20 protein-coding genes are annotated in these 19957 nt (G+C 51.3%); 13 read left to right on the top strand and 7 right to left on the bottom strand.

Going from position 1 to position 19957, the window contains the following annotated elements; translation table 11 throughout:
- The first annotated feature begins 3 nt into the window (after positions 1–3).
- Together mntS and opgE are read left to right on the top strand one after the other, a co-directional pair.
- Positions 4–132, top strand: coding sequence for a manganase accumulation protein MntS (gene mntS, locus ACJHYR_RS06115; RefSeq protein ID WP_001001761.1), 129 nt, complete (start codon positions 4–6; stop codon positions 130–132).
- A 271-nt stretch (positions 133–403) separates the two neighbouring features.
- Positions 404–1987 carry a phosphoethanolamine transferase gene (opgE, locus tag ACJHYR_RS06110; protein WP_021564110.1) on the top strand — a complete coding sequence of 528 codons (1584 nt, stop codon included), beginning with the start codon at positions 404–406 and terminating at the stop codon, positions 1985–1987.
- A 48-nt stretch (positions 1988–2035) separates the two neighbouring features.
- Here the strand turns inward: opgE and ompX are convergent, their stop codons facing one another.
- Both ompX and ACJHYR_RS06100 read right to left on the bottom strand, forming a co-directional pair.
- Entirely contained in the window at positions 2036–2551 is a 516-nt protein-coding gene (ompX, locus tag ACJHYR_RS06105; RefSeq protein WP_001295296.1) for an outer membrane protein OmpX, read from the bottom strand.
- A gap of 52 nt (positions 2552–2603) precedes the next feature.
- Positions 2604–2669, bottom strand: a complete 66-nt coding sequence (locus ACJHYR_RS06100; protein WP_120795379.1) for a protein YliM — start codon at positions 2667–2669, stop codon at positions 2604–2606.
- 234 nt (positions 2670–2903) lie between these two features.
- Here ACJHYR_RS06100 and rhtA point away from each other — a divergent pair, with 234 nt between their 5' ends.
- The 6 genes from rhtA to ybiO all read left to right on the top strand — a co-directional run bounded on the left by rhtA (position 2904) and on the right by ybiO (position 9746).
- On the top strand, positions 2904–3791 hold the full coding sequence (rhtA, locus tag ACJHYR_RS06095) for a threonine/homoserine exporter RhtA (protein ID WP_410233097.1): 888 nt from the start codon (positions 2904–2906) through the stop codon (positions 3789–3791).
- A gap of 298 nt (positions 3792–4089) precedes the next feature.
- Positions 4090–4593, top strand: a complete 504-nt coding sequence (gene dps, locus ACJHYR_RS06090; RefSeq protein WP_000100800.1) for a DNA starvation/stationary phase protection protein Dps — start codon at positions 4090–4092, stop codon at positions 4591–4593.
- Positions 4594–4996: 403 nt separating this feature from the next.
- Positions 4997–5743: a glutamine ABC transporter substrate-binding protein GlnH gene (gene glnH / locus ACJHYR_RS06085; RefSeq protein ID WP_000843866.1), complete on the top strand. Its 747-nt coding sequence runs from the start codon at positions 4997–4999 to the stop codon at positions 5741–5743.
- Between the two features lie 138 nt (positions 5744–5881).
- Complete coding sequence (glnP, locus tag ACJHYR_RS06080; protein WP_001159065.1) at positions 5882–6541, top strand: glutamine ABC transporter permease GlnP; 660 nt, start codon at positions 5882–5884, stop codon at positions 6539–6541.
- Positions 6538–7260, top strand: coding sequence for a glutamine ABC transporter ATP-binding protein GlnQ (gene glnQ / locus ACJHYR_RS06075; RefSeq protein WP_000569080.1), 723 nt, complete (start codon positions 6538–6540; stop codon positions 7258–7260). The genes glnP and glnQ overlap by 4 nt, the downstream gene beginning before the upstream one ends.
- 260 nt (positions 7261–7520) lie before the next feature.
- Positions 7521–9746: a mechanosensitive channel protein gene (gene ybiO, locus ACJHYR_RS06070; protein WP_001267249.1), complete on the top strand. Its 2226-nt coding sequence runs from the start codon at positions 7521–7523 to the stop codon at positions 9744–9746.
- Here the strand turns inward: ybiO and rlmF are convergent.
- Complete coding sequence (gene rlmF / locus ACJHYR_RS06065) at positions 9743–10669, bottom strand: 23S rRNA (adenine(1618)-N(6))-methyltransferase RlmF (protein ID WP_001305954.1); 927 nt, start codon at positions 10667–10669, stop codon at positions 9743–9745. The two genes, ybiO and rlmF, sit on opposite strands and share 4 nt — an antisense overlap.
- Positions 10670–10944: 275 nt before the next feature.
- On the opposite strand from rlmF, the gene mcbA reads away from it, so the two are divergent.
- From mcbA to ybiJ, 5 genes are all read left to right on the top strand, one after another.
- Positions 10945–11205: a DUF1471 family periplasmic protein McbA gene (gene mcbA, locus ACJHYR_RS06060; protein ID WP_000710619.1), complete on the top strand. Its 261-nt coding sequence runs from the start codon at positions 10945–10947 to the stop codon at positions 11203–11205.
- A 264-nt stretch (positions 11206–11469) separates the two neighbouring features.
- Complete coding sequence (locus ACJHYR_RS06055; RefSeq protein ID WP_247142069.1) at positions 11470–13752, top strand: catecholate siderophore receptor Fiu; 2283 nt, start codon at positions 11470–11472, stop codon at positions 13750–13752.
- 41 nt (positions 13753–13793) lie between these two features.
- A complete protein-coding gene (gene ybiX / locus ACJHYR_RS06050) occupies positions 13794–14471 on the top strand; it encodes a PKHD-type hydroxylase YbiX (RefSeq protein ID WP_000990140.1) in 678 nt (225 codons plus the stop codon).
- 73 nt (positions 14472–14544) lie between these two features.
- Positions 14545–14811: a C4-type zinc finger protein YbiI gene (gene ybiI / locus ACJHYR_RS06045; RefSeq protein ID WP_000146357.1), complete on the top strand. Its 267-nt coding sequence runs from the start codon at positions 14545–14547 to the stop codon at positions 14809–14811.
- A gap of 264 nt (positions 14812–15075) precedes the next feature.
- A complete protein-coding gene (gene ybiJ / locus ACJHYR_RS06040) occupies positions 15076–15336 on the top strand; it encodes a DUF1471 family protein YbiJ (protein ID WP_000849302.1) in 261 nt (86 codons plus the stop codon).
- Between the two features lie 102 nt (positions 15337–15438).
- Here ybiJ and ybiE read toward each other — a convergent pair whose 3' ends face one another.
- The 4 genes from ybiE to dinG form a co-directional block, all read right to left on the bottom strand.
- Positions 15439–15498 (bottom strand): protein YbiE, encoded by a 60-nt coding sequence (gene ybiE / locus ACJHYR_RS06035; protein WP_211180490.1) that lies wholly within the window; start codon positions 15496–15498, stop codon positions 15439–15441.
- Positions 15499–15564: 66 nt separating this feature from the next.
- Complete coding sequence (gene hcxB, locus ACJHYR_RS06030) at positions 15565–16650, bottom strand: hydroxycarboxylate dehydrogenase HcXB (protein ID WP_000443544.1); 1086 nt, start codon at positions 16648–16650, stop codon at positions 15565–15567.
- A gap of 140 nt (positions 16651–16790) precedes the next feature.
- A complete protein-coding gene (gene ybiB / locus ACJHYR_RS06025) occupies positions 16791–17753 on the bottom strand; it encodes a DNA-binding protein YbiB (RefSeq protein WP_000386513.1) in 963 nt (320 codons plus the stop codon).
- A gap of 27 nt (positions 17754–17780) precedes the next feature.
- On the bottom strand, positions 17781–19931 hold the full coding sequence (gene dinG / locus ACJHYR_RS06020; RefSeq protein WP_014639112.1) for an ATP-dependent DNA helicase DinG: 2151 nt from the start codon (positions 19929–19931) through the stop codon (positions 17781–17783).
- Positions 19932–19957 lie beyond the last annotated feature (26 nt).

Here is a 19957-nt window from a genome sequence, read left to right as displayed (position 1 = left end):
CTTATGAATGAGTTCAAGAGGTGTATGCGCGTGTTTAGTCATTCTCCCTTTAAAGTACGGTTAATGCTGCTCTCTATGTTGTGCGATATGGTCAACAACAAACCGCAGCAAGATAAACCTTCCGATAAATAGCGGCGTCGCGGTACGCCGCTTCACTCCTGCTTTTATGCAGGCACAACGCGTTTTGGTCTGAAAAACCCCACTTTTTGTCGGATTTGCAATCCCCTTCGCAAAAGATTTGTTCGTCAGTAGTTGACCTGAACGGCGGCGCGCTCTATCTTCTTGCAGCCCTGCGTATATTGCGGCTCGCGGATGCGGACCCCTTTCCCCTCTCCACGCACTCTTGCAGGTATTGACCCTTGACGCCAGGGTAAGCACATGGCGTTTGTTACGATAGTGGCATATGAATTTAACCCTCAAAGAATCGCTTGTTACCCGTAGCCGGGTATTTAGTCCGTGGACTGCGTTCTACTTTTTACAGTCGCTATTAATTAACCTCGGCTTAGGTTATCCCTTCAGTTTGCTCTACACCGCTGCGTTTACGGCTATTTTGCTTTTGCTATGGCGAACATTGCCTCGCGTACAAAAAGTTCTGGTCGGTGTCAGTTCGCTGGTGGCGGCTTGTTATTTCCCTTTTGCTCAGGCCTACGGCGCGCCTAATTTCAATACATTGCTGGCATTGCACTCCACCAATATGGAAGAGTCGACCGAAATCCTGACGATTTTTCCGTGGTACAGCTACCTGGTCGGCTTATTTATTTTTGCGCTCGGCGTAATAGCAATCAGGCGAAAAAAAGAGAGTGAAAAAGCGCGCTGGAATACCTTCGACAGCTTGTGTCTGGTATTCAGTGTGGCGACATTTTTTGTTGCTCCCATGCAAAACCTGGCCTGGGGCGGCGTATTTAAACTGAAAGATACTGGCTATCCGGTATTTCGTTTTGCTAAGGATGTCATCGTCAATAATAACGAGGTGATTGAAGAGCAAGAACGGATGGCAAAACTTTCCGGAATGAAAGATACCTGGACGGTCACTGCCGTTAAGCCGAAATATCAGACCTATGTGGTGGTGATCGGTGAAAGCGCGCGTCGCGATGCCCTCGGTGCCTTTGGCGGTCACTGGAACAATACCCCGTTTGCCAGCAGTGTTAACGGTTTGATATTTGCTGACTACATTGCCGCCAGTGGCTCCACGCAGAAATCGCTTGGCTTAACGCTCAATCGCGTAGTCGATGGCAAACCACAGTTTCAGGATAACTTTGTCACCCTGGCAAATCGCGCGGGCTTCCAGACCTGGTGGTTTTCCAACCAGGGCCAAATCGGCGAATACGATACCGCCATCGCCAGCATCGCCAAACGTGCAGATGAAGTGTACTTCCTGAAAGAAGGTAATTTTGAAGCAGATAAAAACACGAAAGACGAAGCGTTACTGGATATGACCGCTCAAGTGCTGGCGCAAGAGCACTCGCAACCGCAGCTGATTGTTTTACATCTGATGGGCTCACATCCGCAGGCCTGCGACCGGACACAAGGCAAATACGAAACCTTTGTGCAATCGAAAGAAACGTCGTGCTATCTCTATACCATGACGCAAACAGACGATTTACTGCGCAAGCTGTACGATCAGTTACGCAACAGCGGCAGCAGCTTCTCGCTGGTTTACTTTTCTGACCACGGTCTGGCTTTTAAAGAGCGCGGCAAAGACGTGCAATACCTTGCCCATGATGATAAGTATCAGCAAAATTTCCAGGTGCCTTTTATGGTCATTTCCAGCGACGATAAAGCGCATCGGGTGATTAAAGCCCGCCGCTCAGCCAATGACTTCTTAGGCTTTTTCTCGCAGTGGACGGGAATTAAAGCGAAGGAAATTAACATCAAATACCCGTTTATATCTGAGAAGAAAGCCGGGCCGATATACATCACCAACTTCCAGTTACAGAAGGTGGATTACAACCATCTCGGAACCGATATTTTCGACCCGAAACCTTAAAAACAAAAATCCGCCCCGAGAGGCGGATTTTTTATATCACCGAAGTGATTAGAAGCGGTAACCAACACCGGCAATCCAGGTGCCTACGTCAACGCTACGAATACGGCTCTGCTCGTAAGAGAAGTCCAGAGCAACGTTTTCCATCGGGTTGAACTGCAGACCAGCACCGTAGGAGAAACCGTAGTCGCTGGTGTCGTGTTTGTAAGTCGGGTATTCAGTGGTCTGGAATTTACCATAACCCACACCCACTACACCGTAGATGCTTGCCCAGTCGTTAATGCGGTAAGCCGGACCAGCAGTGATGCCGTAGTACTGGTTTTTGTTGTAGTCACCAGAGCTTGCAGTACGGCTTTTCTCGGTGTAAGTGAAAGAACCGATCACACCCAGCGGGCTGTTGTCTTCTTCATAGCGGTATTTCAGGTTGAAACCGCCCATTTTGTTCATTTGGCCCTGAGCGTCGCTCTGTGCGTAACCGCCAGTTACGGTAGAAGTTGCAGCTACGGAAGTACCTGCGGTGAAAGCCAGAACTGCGGCCAGTGCTGAAAGACATGCAATTTTTTTCATAACCACCTCAAATGTGATTCAAATAAGTCCTAAGTTTTAAATATATCAAAAATTAATGGGAAACTCTTCGCGATTTGTGATGTCTAACGGGCCATTTCATGTAACAGAACGTTTCCATACACCGCTATCCATCTAAATTTAAATCACTTTTTCAGAGAACTGCGTAAGTATTACGCATGTTTTCCCTGTCATTCATCCAGATTATTCCTAATCACCAGACTAATGATTCCATCAATCCTGGCGCATTTTAGTCAAAACGGGGGAAAATTTTTTCAACAAATGCTCAACCAGCATTGGGTATATCCAGTACACTCCACGCTTTACTTAAGTCTAGATATTTGTGGGAGAAAGGATGCCTGGTTCATTACGTAAAATGCCGGTCTGGTTACCAATAGTCATATTGCTCGTTGCCATGGCGTCTATTCAGGGTGGAGCCTCGTTAGCTAAGTCACTTTTTCCTCTGGTGGGCGCACCGGGTGTCACTGCGCTGCGTCTGGCATTAGGAACGCTGCTCCTCATCGCGTTCTTTAAGCCATGGCGACTGCGCTTTGCCAAAGAGCAGCGGTTACCGCTGTTGTTTTACGGCGTTTCGCTGGGGGGGATGAATTATCTTTTTTATCTTTCTATTCAGACGGTACCGCTGGGTATTGCGGTGGCGCTGGAGTTCACCGGACCACTGGCGGTGGCGCTGTTCTCTTCTCGTCGCCCGGTAGATTTCGTCTGGGTTGTTCTGGCGGTTCTTGGTCTGTGGTTCCTGCTACCGCTGGGGCAAGACGTTTCCCATGTCGATTTAACCGGCTGTGCGCTGGCTCTGGGGGCCGGGGCTTGTTGGGCTATTTACATTTTAAGTGGGCAACGCGCAGGAGCGGAACATGGCCCTGCGACGGTGGCAATTGGTTCGTTGATTGCAGCGTTAATTTTCGTGCCAATTGGAGCGCTTCAGGCTGGTGAAGCACTCTGGCACTGGTCGGTTATTCCATTGGCTCTGGCTGTCGCTATTCTCTCGACCGCTCTGCCTTATTCGCTGGAAATGATTGCCCTCACCCGTTTGCCAACACGGACATTTGGTACGCTGATGAGCATGGAACCGGCGCTGGCTGCCGTTTCCGGGATGATTTTCCTCGGAGAAACACTGACACCCATACAGCTGCTGGCGCTCGGCGCTATCATCGCCGCTTCAATGGGGTCTACGCTGACAGTACGCAAAGAGAGCAAAATAAAAGAATTAGACATTAATTAAATTTACATTTCTGCATGGTTATGCATAACCATGCAGAATTTCTCGCTACTTTTCCTCTACACCGTCTTTATATATCGAATTATGCAAAAGCATATTTATTCCGAAAATTCCTGGCGAGCCAATAAATAAGAATTGTTCTTATCAATATAACTAACCCATTGAATTTTTATTAGTTTTGTTTTTCACGCTTGTTACCACTATTAGTGTGATAGGAACAGCCAGAATAGCGGAACACATAGCCGGTGCTATACTTAGTCTCGTTAATTACTGGGACATAACATCAAGAGGATATGAAATTATGAGTACCGCTAAATTAGTTAAATCAAAAGCGACCAATCTGCTTTATACCCGCAACGATGTCTCCGACAGCGAGAAAAAAGCAACAGTAGAGTTGCTGAATCGCCAGGTTATCCAGTTTATTGATCTTTCTTTGATTACCAAACAAGCGCACTGGAACATGCGCGGCGCTAACTTCATTGCCGTACATGAAATGCTGGATGGCTTCCGCACCGCACTGATCGATCATCTGGATACCATGGCAGAACGTGCAGTGCAGCTGGGCGGTGTAGCTCTGGGGACCACTCAAGTTATCAACAGCAAAACTCCGCTGAAAAGTTACCCGCTGGACATCCACAACGTTCAGGATCACCTGAAAGAGCTGGCTGACCGTTACGCAATCGTCGCTAATGACGTACGCAAAGCGATTGGCGAAGCGAAAGATGACGACACCGCAGATATCCTGACCGCCGCGTCTCGCGACCTGGATAAATTCCTGTGGTTTATCGAGTCTAACATCGAATAAATCCATCGCTGATGGTGCAGAACTTTAGTACCCGATAAAAGCGGCTTCCTGACAGGAGGCCGTTTTGTTTTGCAGCCCGCCTCAACGCACTTATTTAGTGCATCCATCTGCTATCTCCAGCTGATTAAGTAAATTTTTTGTATCCACATCATCACACAATCGTTACATAAAGATTGTTTTTTCATCAGGTTTTACGCTAAATAATCACTGTGTTGAGTGCACAATTTTAGCGCACCAGTTTGGTGCCCCAGAATGGTGCATCTTCAGGGTATTGCCCTAGAAATCGTGCATCACGTTTTTACCGCATCTCGATAAATCAATGAGTTGCAAAACTGGCACGATTTTTTCATATATGTGAATGTCACGCAGGGGATCGTCCCGTGGATAGAAAAAAGGAAATGCTATGAAGTCTGTATTAAAAGTTTCACTGGCTGCACTGACCCTGGCTTTTGCGGTTTCTTCTCATGCCGCGGATAAAAAATTAGTTGTCGCGACGGATACCGCCTTCGTTCCGTTTGAATTTAAACAGGGCGATAAATATGTGGGCTTTGACGTTGATCTGTGGGCTGCCATCGCTAAAGAGCTGAAGCTGGATTACGAACTGAAGCCGATGGATTTCAGTGGGATCATTCCGGCACTGCAAACCAAAAACGTCGATCTGGCGCTGGCGGGCATCACCATTACCGACGAGCGTAAAAAAGCGATCGATTTCTCTGACGGCTACTACAAAAGCGGCCTGTTAGTGATGGTGAAAGCTAACAATAACGATGTGAAAAGCGTGAAAGATCTCGACGGGAAAGTGGTTGCGGTGAAGAGCGGCACTGGCTCCGTTGATTACGCGAAAGCAAACATCAAAACTAAAGATCTGCGTCAGTTCCCGAACATTGATAACGCCTATATGGAACTGGGCACCAACCGCGCAGATGCCGTTCTGCACGATACGCCAAACATTCTGTACTTCATCAAAACCGCCGGTAACGGTCAGTTCAAAGCGGTAGGTGACTCTCTGGAAGCACAGCAATACGGTATTGCGTTCCCGAAAGGTAGCGACGAGCTGCGTGACAAAGTCAACGGCGCGTTGAAAACCCTGCGCGAGAACGGAACTTACAACGAAATCTACAAAAAATGGTTCGGTACTGAACCGAAATAATAACGCTACGCCTGTAAGGCGCACTGGCAGTTCCCTCTCCCCTCTGGGGAGAGGATTAGGGTGAGGGGCGCAAACCCGCTCCGGGGCCATTAATTACCCTGAATTTGATTATTTACACCACGGTAACAGGAACAACATATGCAGTTTGACTGGAGTGCCATCTGGCCTGCCATTCCGCTTCTGATTGAAGGTGCCAAAATGACCCTGTGGATCTCGGTCCTCGGTCTGGCTGGCGGCCTGGTGATCGGATTGCTGGCAGGTTTTGCACGCACCTTCGGTGGTTGGATAGCCAACCACGTCGCGCTGGTCTTTATTGAAGTGATCCGCGGCACACCTATCGTCGTCCAGGTGATGTTTATCTATTTCGCCCTGCCGATGGCGTTTAACGACTTACGCATCGACCCGTTTACTGCGGCGGTGGTCACCATCATGATCAACTCCGGCGCGTACATTGCGGAAATCACGCGTGGTGCGGTGCTGTCTATTCACAAAGGTTTTCGTGAAGCAGGACTGGCGCTCGGTCTTTCACGTTGGGAAACCATTCGCTACGTCATTTTACCGCTGGCACTGCGTCGTATGCTGCCGCCGCTGGGTAACCAGTGGATCATCAGCATTAAAGACACCTCGCTGTTTATTGTGATCGGCGTGGCGGAACTGACCCGTCAGGGGCAAGAAATTATTGCCGGTAACTTCCGCGCCCTTGAGATCTGGAGCGCCGTGGCGGTGTTCTATCTGATTATTACCCTGGTGCTGAGCTTTATTCTGCGTCGTCTGGAAAGAAGGATGAAAATCCTGTGATTGAATTTAAAAACGTCTCCAAGCATTTTGGTCCAACCCAGGTGCTGCACAATATCGATTTGAACATTGCTCAGGGCGAAGTCGTGGTGATTATCGGGCCGTCCGGTTCCGGTAAATCGACCCTGCTGCGCTGCATCAACAAACTGGAAGAAATCACCTCCGGCGATCTGATTGTCGATGGCCTGAAGGTTAACGATCCGAAAGTTGACGAGCGCCTGATTCGCCAGGAAGCGGGTATGGTGTTCCAGCAGTTTTACCTCTTCCCGCATCTGACGGCGCTGGAAAACGTGATGTTTGGTCCGCTACGCGTGCGTGGCGCGAACAAAGAAGAGGCGGAAAAACTGGCGCGTGAGCTGCTGGCGAAAGTCGGTCTGGCAGAACGTGCACATCACTACCCTTCCGAACTTTCTGGTGGTCAACAGCAGCGTGTGGCCATCGCCCGCGCGCTGGCGGTGAAGCCGAAAATGATGCTGTTTGATGAACCGACTTCCGCTCTTGACCCGGAACTGCGCCATGAAGTGCTGAAGGTTATGCAGGATCTGGCTGAAGAAGGGATGACGATGGTGATCGTGACCCACGAAATCGGTTTTGCCGAGAAAGTAGCTTCGCGCCTTATCTTTATCGACAAAGGCCGGATTGCGGAAGATGGCGATCCGCAGGTGTTGATCAAGAACCCGCCGAGCCAGCGCTTGCAGGAATTTTTGCAGCACGTCTCTTAATAAGACACATTGCCTGATGCGCTACGCTTATCAGGCCTACAGGATATCTGGCAACTTATTAAAATTGCATGAACTTGTAGGACGGATAAGGCGTTCACGCCGCATCCGGCAAAAAAGCCCGCACGTTGTCAGCAACCTGCTTAATATCCCTTCCTCCCTTTCCCCCGAAAGGGAGGCACACCAGATTCCTCTCATTTAAAATCGCCCCTCCCCCAGCATCTATACTTATCTTTTTGCTCTGTTTTCTCACTGGAGGAGTCATGCGGTGGATCCTGTTCATCCTCTTCTGCCTGCTGGGCGCACCTGCCCACGCGGTATCCATACCCGGCGTTACAACCACAACGACAACGGACTCAACGACTGAACCGGCCCCGGAACCGGATATCGAACAAAAAAAAGCGGCCTATGGCGCACTGGCGGATGTGCTGGATAATGACACCTCGCGTAAAGAATTGATCGACCAGTTGCGCACCGTCGCCGCTACGCCCCCTGCGGAACCGGTACCAAAGATCGTGCCGCCGACGCTGGTTGAAGAGCAAACCGTGCTGCAAAAGGTCACCGAAGTCAGCCGCCATTATGGTGAAGCCCTTTCCGCCCGCTTCGGGCAACTTTATCGCAATATCACCGGCTCCCCGCATAAGCCGTTTAATCCACAAACCTTCAGCAATGCGCTGACCCATTTTTCAATGTTAGCGGTATTAGTGTTTGGTTTTTACTGGCTGATTCGCCTGTGCGCACTTCCGCTGTATCGCAAAATGGGCCAGTGGGCGCGGCAAAAAAATCGTGAGCGCAGTAACTGGTTGCAGCTTCCGGCGATGATTATCGGGGCGTTTATTATCGACCTGCTGTTACTGGCACTGACATTATTTGTCGGTCAGGTTTTAAGCGACAACCTGAATGCGGGCAGTCGCACCATCGCTTTCCAACAAAGTTTGTTTCTCAACGCCTTTGCCCTGATTGAATTTTTCAAAGCTGTACTACGCCTGATTTTTTGCCCAAACGTGGCGGAGCTGCGCCCGTTCACGATTCAGGACGAGAGCGCCCGTTACTGGAGTCGTCGCCTGAGCTGGTTAAGCAGCCTGATTGGCTATGGCCTGATTGTGGCCGTGCCGATTATCTCTAATCAGGTGAATGTACAGATAGGTGCGCTGGCGAACGTCATCATTATGCTGTGCATGACGGTCTGGGCGTTGTACCTGATCTTTCGTAATAAAAAAGAGATTACCCAGCATTTGCTCAACTTCGCGGAGCATTCGCTGGCCTTTTTCAGCCTGTTTATCCGCGCCTTTGCGCTGGTGTGGCACTGGCTGGCAAGCGCCTATTTTATCGTGCTGTTTTTCTTTTCGTTGTTCGATCCGGGCAACAGCCTGAAATTTATGATGGGTGCAACGGTGCGCAGCCTGGCGATTATTGGTATCGCAGCATTTGTTTCCGGTATGTTTTCCCGCTGGCTGGCGAAAACCATCACTCTCTCGCCACATACTCAGCGTAACTATCCGGAGCTGCAAAAACGGTTGAATGGCTGGCTGTCGGCGGCGCTGAAAACGGCGCGTATTCTGACCGTCTGCGTGGCGGTAATGTTGCTGTTGAGCGCATGGGGATTGTTCGATTTCTGGAACTGGCTGCAAAACGGTGCGGGGCAGAAAACCGTAGATATCCTGATACGTATCGCACTCATTCTTTTCTTCTCGGCGGTTGGCTGGACGGTGCTCGCCAGTTTGATCGAAAACCGGCTGGCTTCGGATATTCATGGCCGCCCGCTACCCAGCGCCCGTACGCGTACCCTGCTGACGCTGTTCCGTAACGCGCTGGCGGTGATTATCAGTACCATCACCATCATGATTGTGTTGTCGGAAATCGGCGTCAATATCGCACCATTGCTGGCAGGTGCCGGTGCATTGGGGCTGGCTATCTCTTTTGGTTCGCAAACGCTGGTGAAAGATATTATCACCGGCGTATTTATTCAGTTTGAAAACGGCATGAACACTGGAGATTTGGTGACTATCGGGCCGTTGACCGGCACAGTGGAACGGATGTCGATTCGCTCCGTGGGCGTGCGTCAGGATACCGGGGCGTATCACATCATTCCGTGGTCTTCGATAACCACCTTTGCTAACTTCGTCCGCGGCATTGGTTCGGTGGTGGCAAATTACGATGTTGATCGCCATGAAGATGCTGATAAAGCCAATCAGGCACTGAAAGATGCGGTAGCTGAATTGATGGAAAACGAAGAAATTCGCGGGTTGATTATCGGTGAACCGAACTTTGCCGGGATTGTCGGCTTAAGCAATACCGCATTTACACTGCGTGTTTCGTTCACCACGCTGCCACTCAAACAGTGGACGGTCCGCTTTGCCCTCGACAGCCAGGTGAAAAAACATTTCGACCTGGCGGGTGTTCGCGCGCCGGTACAGACTTATCAGGTGCTGCCTGCTCCGGGCGCGGCCCCGGCTGAACCGCTGCCGCCGGGGGAGCCAACGCTTTAACGTTGGCGATTGACAAAACGGCGGCGCTGCTCGTCGTTCATAAAGGTCCAGGCAATAAAGCGACTCTGCTTTTGCCCCTGGGCCATCTCTTTTTTAACCACCTTCACCGCGCCAACGTCCGTCAGGGCACGATACAATGGCGGTAAGTTTTCACCACGAGATACCAGTGAGGTAAACCACATCACCTGCTTCGCGAAGCCTTTGCTCTCTTCAATCATCTTTTTGATAAAAGCGACTTCACCGCCTTCACACCACAACTCCTGTTGCTGACCACCAAAGTTCAGTACATCGTCTTTGTTCAGCCCCAAGTTACGGCGTTTACGTTCACTACCTGCCCGTGCCGCAGCGGCGGAATCGTGGAATGGCGGGTTACACAAGGTCGCGTCGTATTGCTCGTTTTTATGGATGATGCCGTTAAAAATCGCCCCACTCTCTTTTTGCCGACGCAGACGAATGGCGCGGTTAAGCCCCGGATTAGCACTGATGATCGCCTGCGCACTGCTTAACGCCTGGCTGCTGGTTTCACTACCGGTAAAACGCCAGCCATATTCATGTACGCCAATCAGCGGGTAAATACAGTTCGCACCAACACCGATATCCAGAATGCTGGCATTCGCTGGAATTGATCCTGTTGCTTCTGCCAGTAAATCGGCAAGGTGATGAATATAATCCGCCCGGCCCGGTACTGGTGGGCAGAGAAAACCGTCGGGGATATCCCAGTTCGCTACGGCGTAAAAATGGGCCAGCAACGCCTTATTGAGCGCCTTCACCGCCAGCGGATTGGCAAAGTCTACGCTTTGCTCCCCGGCGGGTGTAAGCGTGAGGAATTGCCTGAGTTCAGGATTGACCTGACAAAGCGTGGCGAGATCGTAGCGGCTGTGATGACGGTTGCGCGGATGCAACCCCGGTTTCTGGGCGGACATAGCATTCTCCTTTAAGCAGCGGCGTAAGATACCCGCATAACGCGACAGGGTAAATATCTGGCTGCGTTTATCATTTCTATAAACCTTCACATGGCTATGGTTTATGGCAATTCATCATAAAAATCATCATTATGCATGTCATTGATTTGTCTTGTTTTGTAAAAATATATCGTTCAAAAAACAAGCGCATCTCTGTCAATTTTTTGCGTCATTTTCATCGCCCAGGCGACCTACACTTATCAGGCACTACCCGTTGTATTTATGAGGATGTCATTATGAAAAAGTGCCTCACACTACTGATTGCCACCGTCCTGAGCGGAATCTCTCTCACGGCTTATGCCGCGCAACCGATGAGTAACCTGGACAGCGGTCAGCTACGGCCCGCCGGTACCGTTTCGGCAACTGGCGCATCAAACCTAAGCGATCTGGAGGATAAACTGGCAGAAAAAGCGCGCGAGCAAGGCGCGAAAGGTTATGTCATTAATTCCGCGGGCGGAAATGACCAGATGTTCGGTACTGCAACCATCTACAAATAACCCCACCAACGTAACTGCATTCGCCTCTGGATGCAGTTTTCGCCTGTTTTGTAATCAAAAAACATCAAATATGAACGCAATGTAAATAAATGTATTTCTTTTTCGCGCAATGGGTGATAGAAAATCGCGCCAAGTGATAATGCTTATCAAAATTATTATCACTTGCACGAACGCTATCACGAGATTAACAGTGGCATCGCATCCGCAGAGAGGCTTTCTCGTGGCAGTGAAAATTTCAACATATAAGAAAAAGTCACCTGCAAAATGGAAAACAATCGCAATTTCCCTGCCAGACAATTTCATTCGCTCACGTTCTTTGCCGGTCTTTGTATTGGCATCACGCCTGTGGCTCAGGCACTCGCCGCCGAAGGGCAAGCAAACGCGGATGACACGCTGGTTGTCGAAGCATCAACGCCTTCGCTTTATGCGCCACAACAATCTGCCGATCCGAAATTCTCGCGTCCGGTAGCGGATACTACCCGCACGATGACGGTGATTTCTGAACAAGTGATTAAAGATCAGGGCGCAACCAACCTTACCGACGCGCTCAAAAACGTCCCCGGCGTGGGTGCGTTTTTTGCGGGTGAGAACGGTAACTCCACCACTGGCGACGCCATTTATATGCGCGGTGCCGATACCTCTAACAGTATTTATATCGATGGCATTCGCGATATCGGCAGCGTCTCGCGCGACACCTTCAATACCGAGCAGGTCGAAGTGATTAAAGGGCCGTCCGGCACCGACTACGGGCGCAGCGCACCGACGGGCTCGATCAATATGATCAGCAAGCAGCCGCGCAATGATTCGGGCATTGACGCCTCCGCGAGTATTGGCAGCGCCTGGTTCCGCCGCGGCACGCTGGACGTCAATCAGGTCATTGGTGATACCACTGCGGTGCGCCTGAACGTGATGGGCGAAAAAACGCACGATGCCGGACGCGACAAAATCAAAAATGAGCGTTACGGCGTCGCCCCTTCTGTCGCTTTTGGCCTTGGTACAGCGAATCGTTTGTATCTTAATTATCTGCATGTCACCCAGCACAACACGCCAGACGGCGGCATTCCGACCATCGGTTTACCGGGTTATTCTGCCCCATCTGCGGGAACAGCGGCTCTGAATCATTCCGGAAAAGTTGATACTCATAACTTTTACGGCACGGATTCCGATTACGACGATTCGACCACCGACACCGCTACTATGCGTTTTGAGCACGACATCAACGATAACACCACCATTCGCAATACTACCCGTTGGTCGCGCGTGAAGCAGGATTACCTGATGACGGCGATTATGGGCGGGGCGTCGAATATTACCCAGCCCACCAGCGATGTGAATAGCTGGACCTGGTCACGCACGGCGAATACTAAAGATGTGAGTAATAAAATTCTCACCAACCAGACCAACCTGACCTCGACGTTCTATACCGGTTCTATCGGTCATGATGTCAGTACCGGCGTGGAATTTACCCGTGAAACGCAGACTAACTACGGCGTTAATGCGGTGACGTTACCTGCGGTAAATATTTATCATCCTGACAGCAGCATTCATCCCGGCGGCCTGACGCGCAACGGCGCAAACGCCAATGGTCAGACGGATACCTTCGCAATTTACGCCTTCGATACGCTGCAAATCACCCGTGATTTTGAGCTGAACGGCGGGATCCGTCTGGATAATTATCATACTGAATATGACAGTGCCACCGCCTGCGGCGGCAGCGGACGCGGTGCCATCACCTGCCCTGCTGGCATGGCAAAAGGTTCTCCGGTCACCACCGTCGATACCGCTAAGTCGGGCAATCTGGTGAACTGGAAAGCCGGGGCGCTGTATCACCTGACGGAAAACGGCAATGTCTATATTAACTATGCCGTTTCCCAGCAGCCTCCGGGCGGCAACAACTTCGCCCTTGCGCAGTCTGGCAGCGGTAACAGTGCCAACCGCACCGATTTTAAACCACAAAAAGCCAACACCAGCGAGATTGGCACCAAATGGCAGGTTCTGGATAAACGCCTGTTGCTCACCGCCGCGCTGTTCCGTACTGATATCGAAAATGAAGTTGAGCAAAATGATGACGGAACTTACTCGCAATACGGTAAGAAACGCGTCGAAGGCTATGAGATATCCGTGGCCGGGAATATCACTCCCGCGTGGCAGGTGATTGGCGGCTATACCCAGCAAAAAGCAACCATCAAAAACGGCAAAGATGTTGCCCAGGATGGTTCCTCATCGCTGCCGTATACCCCGGAGCACGCCTTTACCTTATGGAGCCAGTATCAGGCAACCGATGATATCTCTGTTGGTGCGGGCGCACGCTATATCGGCAGTATGCATAAAGGTTCTGACGGCGCGGTGGGAACGCCAGCGTTTACCGAAGGTTATTGGGTCGCCGACGCTAAACTGGGGTATCGGGTTAATCGCAATCTCGACTTCCAGCTAAACGTCTACAACCTGTTTGATACCGATTACGTCGCCTCAATCAACAAGAGCGGCTACCGTTATCACCCGGGCGAGCCAAGAACCTTCTTGCTCACGGCCAATATGCATTTCTGATTCAGATGTGGGGCGCAGGCCCCACTTTTTGGAGAACTTGTATGATGTACCACATTCCCGGCGTGCTATCGCCAAAGGACGTCGCCCGTTTTCGCGAACAACTGGAACAAGCCGAATGGGTGGATGGACGCGTCACCACCGGCGCACAAGGTGCGCAAGTTAAGAACAATCAACAGGTAGACACCCGCAGCGCGTTATACGCCGCACTGCAAAATGAGGTGCTGAACGCGGTTAACCAACATGCATTGTTCTTTGCCGCTGCCTTGCCGCATACCCTTTCCACGCCGCTGTTTAATCGCTATCAGAACAATGAAACTTATGGTTTTCATGTGGATGGCGCAGTACGCAGTCACCCACAAAACGGCTGGATGCGCACTGACCTTTCTGCCACGCTGTTTTTAAGCGATCCACAAAGCTACGACGGCGGCGAACTGGTCGTTAATGACACCTTCGGGCAACATCGGGTAAAACTTCCGGCAGGCGATCTGGTGTTGTATCCCTCCAGCAGCCTGCATTGCGTGACGCCCGTAACCCGCGGCGTACGAGTGGCATCATTTATGTGGATCCAGTCGATGATCCGCGATGATAAAAAGCGCGCCATGCTGTTCGATCTGGACAACAATATTCAGTCGCTGAAAAGCCGCTACGGCGAAAGTGAAGAGATCCTGTCGCTGCTCAATCTTTATCATAATCTGCTGCGGGAATGGTCGGAGATCTGACGCTTGAACTGCCCGAGTTCGTCCCTATATTAGCTACACTTAACTGTACAAGTATTGATATGGGGAGGACGATATGGCATCCGGTTGGGCTAACGATGACGCCGTCAACGAACAGATCAACAGTACAATTGAAGATGCGATTGCCCGCGCTCGGGGTGAAATTCCGCGTGGTGAAAGCCTGTATGAATGTGAAGAGTGCGGAGCCCCCATCCCGCAAGCCCGTCGGGAAGCCATTCCTGGTGTGCGCTTATGCATTCATTGTCAGCAGGAGAAAGATTTACAAAAACCAGCTTATACAGGATATAATCGCAGAGGTTCGAAAGACAGCCAGTTACGTTAACTACAACTGGCGGGATGTATAGCGAGTATAATTTGTATTTTGCGTGGCATTCCGTGCCTTTAACGCTGTCGTGACTGCCACGCTGCATAAAACAAGTCCATAAGTTCAACAAATAAATGGGTTATCAGTATGTTAGATATCAATCAATTTATTTGAACAAGGCGGTCAATTCTCTTCGATTTTATCTCTCGTAAAAAAACGTGATACTCATCACATCGACGAAACAACGTCACTTATACAAAAATCACCTGCGAGAGATTAATTATGAAAACTATCAATACTGTTGTTGCTGCTATGGCTCTGTCAACTTTGTCATTTGGCGTGTTTGCCGCGGAACCGGTAACGGCATCCCAGGCACAGAACATGAATAAAATCGGCGTGGTTTCTGCCGATGGCGCATCCACCCTCGATGCCCTGGAAGCGAAACTGGCTGAGAAAGCGGCGGCAGCCGGTGCTAGTGGATACAGCATCACTTCTGCCACCAACACCAATAAATTAAGTGGTACTGCGGTAATTTATAAGTAATTCGTAGGACGGATAAGGCGTTTACGCCGCATCCGGCAACAGATGCCTGATGCGACGCTACCGCGTCTTATCAGACCTACAAAATCCGAACCGTTGGCTGGATCAGGCGTTTACGCTACGTCCAGCACAAGTATTTCCCTGTCTGTTTGCCGACAGACGCATATGCTCTAACCCTCATTGATCCTATGTTACCCTTGTTTGCCCGTCCGCCACTGGACGGGCTTTTTTTTAGCTGGCTAACTGCTGACAGAAAGCCTGCAACGTCTCTTCCGGCATACCAATCTGCCGCGCCGCATCACAAATGGCCTGCCAGCTTCCCGCATCCAATGGAATCCCCTGCTCCTGCCGTTCGAGACGCGTGTTAACTTCCCACTCGCCCGGTAGCAAAATCGGCTTATCGTCATCATGCGGCGAGGCTTTCACCCACTCGGCAAAGGCTTCGGTCTGCGCGCTACAATCCGGCGCGCCGAACAGCTCCGGATTGATGATGATGGTGGTCATGCAGTTAAGAATGGCATCGGGGCTGGTTTGCAACGTTTCCTGATGCGTCGTTTTACCGCCAGAAAGCGCCCCACCAAGAATTTCACACATTGCTGCAAGGGCGTAGCCTTTATGTTCGGCAAAGGTCAACAGCGAACCCAACGGCGACTCCTGCATTACCGCCGGATTGGTCGTCGGCACGCCGTTAACGTCAATCAGGCAACCTGGCGGCACGGGGATGCCTTTATGCCAGGCGACGCGGGTTTTGCCAAATGCGATGGCGCTGGTGGCGTAATCAAGCAACAGCGGGAAATTATCTTTACGAGGGAAAACCACACAGAACGGATTGGTGCCAAAGCGGCTGTCGCGACCGTGGAACGGCGCGACCATTGGAATACCGACCACGCTAACAAAGTGGATAGAGACAAACCCCGCCGCTGCACACTGCTCCGCCCAGTAACCGATACGGCCGATATGATGCGAGTTATGTAGCGCCACGGCAGCAATACCGTGCTGATGCGCTTTCTCAATCCCCAGCGCCATCGCTTCGTGTGCTGCGACCTGACCAAATGCGCGATCGCCATCGAGCGTGACCGCCGCCCCCGCCTCTTTAACGATTTTGGCATGGTGGTTAATTCGCAGATGCCCCTGACTCCAGGAACGCACATAGCTTGGGATCATGCCAATACCATGTGAATCATGCCCTGCCAGGTTTGCCGCTATTAAATGATCGGCAACTAATTTCGCTTCTTGTTCCTCGCTACCCATCTGACGAAATACAGCCTGAATAAAACTGTGCAACGTCTGAGCATCAAAGCGATGACCACTTTCCATGGTTAACTCCTGTTTATGTTATGTGTTTGTTGTTTTTTTATGCTGCACGCCGGGCGCGGGAAGGTCAATAAAGATGCAGGAATTTCATATTACGGTGGGGTAAAAGCCGGATGACGTGGCTCATCCGGCTGAGATAAAAATTAAAATGCCTGATTAACGCGCGCCAGGCCATCGCTGATAGTTGCCGCTTCCCCCGTAGCCACCAGGCAGCAAGCCATCTGGATTTTCAGCGATTCGGGAATCGGTTCGCTGCCAGCCAGGCAACGCTCAATCCACTGCGCCGTGGTTTCCGGATCTTTTGCTTGCGGCAGTAACTCACTACCAGCAGGGTCCTGTTTTTCATACAGCACCCGCATCCCTTCATGGTCGATCAAATTGATCTGCGGGCAGCGTTGCGGATTAGCATACACTTCACCTTCAGTACCATGCATTAGTAACGCCCGCCCGCCGATATCGCTAAAGAACTTCGCGACGCGTCCAATGTATTCCGGATGCGAAACGCTGGAAAGACGCAGTGCCTCACCTTCGGCAAATGGCGTCGCCAGTTTCGCCAGGGTATGTGCACTGTTACGCACGCCCATCCGCCAGCGCATCGCCAGTTGTTTTTCCAGCGGCGGGCAAAACGCGCCGACAGGCATAAACACCGGTTGATGTTCGTCGAGCTTCGCCTGCGCCTGCCCGCCGTGCAACGTTGGCGTAATACCCATCAGTTCGAAAATGGTTTCTGTCAGCACGCGGGTTGGATCTTCGCTAACCCCGTGAACCACCACAGGAAAACCGAGTTTGTGCAGGAGAATCGCCAACAACGGCGTCAGGTTGGCCTGTTTACGCGCGCCGTTGTAACTGGGGATGACAATCGGCATCGGCTTGTCTGCAGGCGGCGTCAGCTTGATGGTGTGATTTTGCATGGCTTCGTAAAAGCCGAGCATCTCTGCTTCCCCTTCCCCTTTGATACGCAGCGCAATCAATACGCCGCCCAACTCAAGGTCAGGGACTTCACCATTGAGCATATGGGCATACAGGCCGCGCGCAGTATCCCGGTCTAAATCGCGCGCGTGGTTTTTCCCGCGCCCGATCTCTTTAATGATTTTGCGATAGTCCATTTACGACTCCTTACCTGACTCACATCATTAACGCCGCCGACGGCGTGGGGATTTCGTTTTTTCTTTCTTTTTAACTATACCTTCAGGGACTTCCGGTTGCTCTATCGGAAATACCGGTAATGCATCCAGTAGCCGCTTGCCGTAGTTTTTGGTGAGCAAGCGTTTATCGTAAATCACCACTTCGCCCCAGCAACCGTGGCTTCGAATCAGTCGCCCAACCTGCTGAATCAGGTTAAACGAGGCACTCGGCAGGCTTTGCACCTCAAACGGATAGCGGTTGAGGCTTTTCAGCCATTCCCCTTCGGTGATCACCACCGGGCTGTCGATGGGCGGAAAAGCGATTTTGTGGATATGCACCTGGCTGAGCAGATCACCTTTCAAATCAAGTCCTTCGGCAAAGGACTGTAAGCCCACCAGCACACTACGCTCACCGTTGGCAACGCGTTTGCGGTGCAGTTCAACTAAGCGATAACGCGGCTGATCGCCCTGCACCAGCAACATCAGGCGTAAATCCGTCACATAGTCGAGAAACCGCTGCATCGCCCGTCCGCTGGCAAACAGTACCAACATACCGAGATGTTTTTTGCTCTCCACCTGCTCACGGAAAAAGGCTGCCATTTCAGCAATGTGCTGCTCTTCGTTGTCGATGGAAGGCTCAACGCGCATCCGGGGAATAACAATTTTGCCCTGTTCGCAGTGGTTAAAGGGGGAATCCAGCGCCACAAAACGGTCGCCCGCTTTCTCTTTCAGCCCGCTCATCTCCTGCAAACGCGAAAAACTGTTCAGCGAACGTAAGGTCGCGGAAGTGATAATAATGTGCGGAATACTGCGCCACAGCAGCCTTTCCAGCTGATCGCTGACACGAATACCCACACAGTGAAACCAGAGATGTAGCTGCCCTTCGCGCTCTTCCCGCGTCGCCCATTTGGTCACCGGCGCACCGGAAGATTGCGCCAGAGACGCCAGCCGCCAGAGTTTGCTTTGCGCCTCGAACATCCCCAGCGCGCGGTTCATCTGCAAAATCAACCGATGCAGACGTACAATGTCATGGCTGCCGGTTTTCTCACTTAAATCGTTAAGAAATAACTCCGCCAGACCACGCAGCATCTCGGTGAGTTTTGCCAGCCGCTGGCAGATCTCCAGCACTTCATCAGGTAGTTCGCCCATCGCAAAACGGTGTTCTGCCTCCTGCCCGGCAGGCATGTAGAGATTGAGAATGTTGTTTAACGAGGCGATAAGCTCATACAACTCTTCACAATGCGCATTCAAACGCTCGGGGATCGCCAGCGGTGGGATGGTCTTCGGGCGAAACTGCTCCATACAGGTAGCGACCAGTTTCGTGAACAAGTCCAGTTGCAGCCGATACCAGGGCGCGGTGATTTCGGCGCTCATCTCCAGCGCATCCCGCGCCACATCCGGCAGGTGATGACCTTCGTCCAGCACCAGCAGTAAATTTTTCGGGTCAGGCAATACGGCTTCGCTTTCCATCGCCGCCATCACCAGCGCATGGTTTGCCACCACCACTTCCGCTTCCTGAATCTCCCGACGAGCGACAAAAAACGGGCATTCGCGATAGTAATAACAGTTGCGGTTGAGGCAGCTGGCTTTGTCGGTACTTAAACGACGCCAGAGATCGTCATCTATAGCAATATCCGTATGATCGCGCAGACCATCCCATTTATAAGTATCGAGATCGCCCTTAAGTTTCGCACAACGTTTTTGCTCTTCCTGATTATTTGGCGTCAGTTCGTCGTCAAGAAACGCCAGCAGATCCTGTTGCGTGGGTTCAGTACTGGCAAGCGCCGTCAGATTACGCGGGCAAACGTAGCGCCCACGCCCAAAAGCGGCAGTGAATTTAAGATCGGGAATGATCTTTTTCAGCAGCGGTAAATCTTTGCTGTAAATCTGATCCTGCAACGCCACGTTGGCGGTACTCACCACCAGCGTTTTTTGCTCTTCGCGGGCAATGGCGATGCCGGGGATCAAATAGGAGAGCGTTTTCCCAACGCCGGTGGGAGCTTCAATCGCCAGATGCCGCCCTTCTTCTCCGGCCAGCGTTTTGGCGACGTCCGCAATCATCTGCCGCTGCGGCGCACGGGGAATAAAGTCGGGGATCTGTTCCTGAAGCGCCTTATACCAGGCGGCAATTTGCGCTTTAAGCGCGGCGGTTAATGCCATGAGAAAACCTGAAATACTGTATAAAC

The sequence above is a fragment of the Escherichia sp. WS1450 genome, from assembly GCF_046487395.1.
In the GTDB taxonomy this organism is placed as follows: domain Bacteria; phylum Pseudomonadota; class Gammaproteobacteria; order Enterobacterales; family Enterobacteriaceae; genus Escherichia; species Escherichia coli.
Note: the sequence above shows the minus strand (reverse complement) of the source record. Positions and strands in the feature narration are given on the sequence as shown.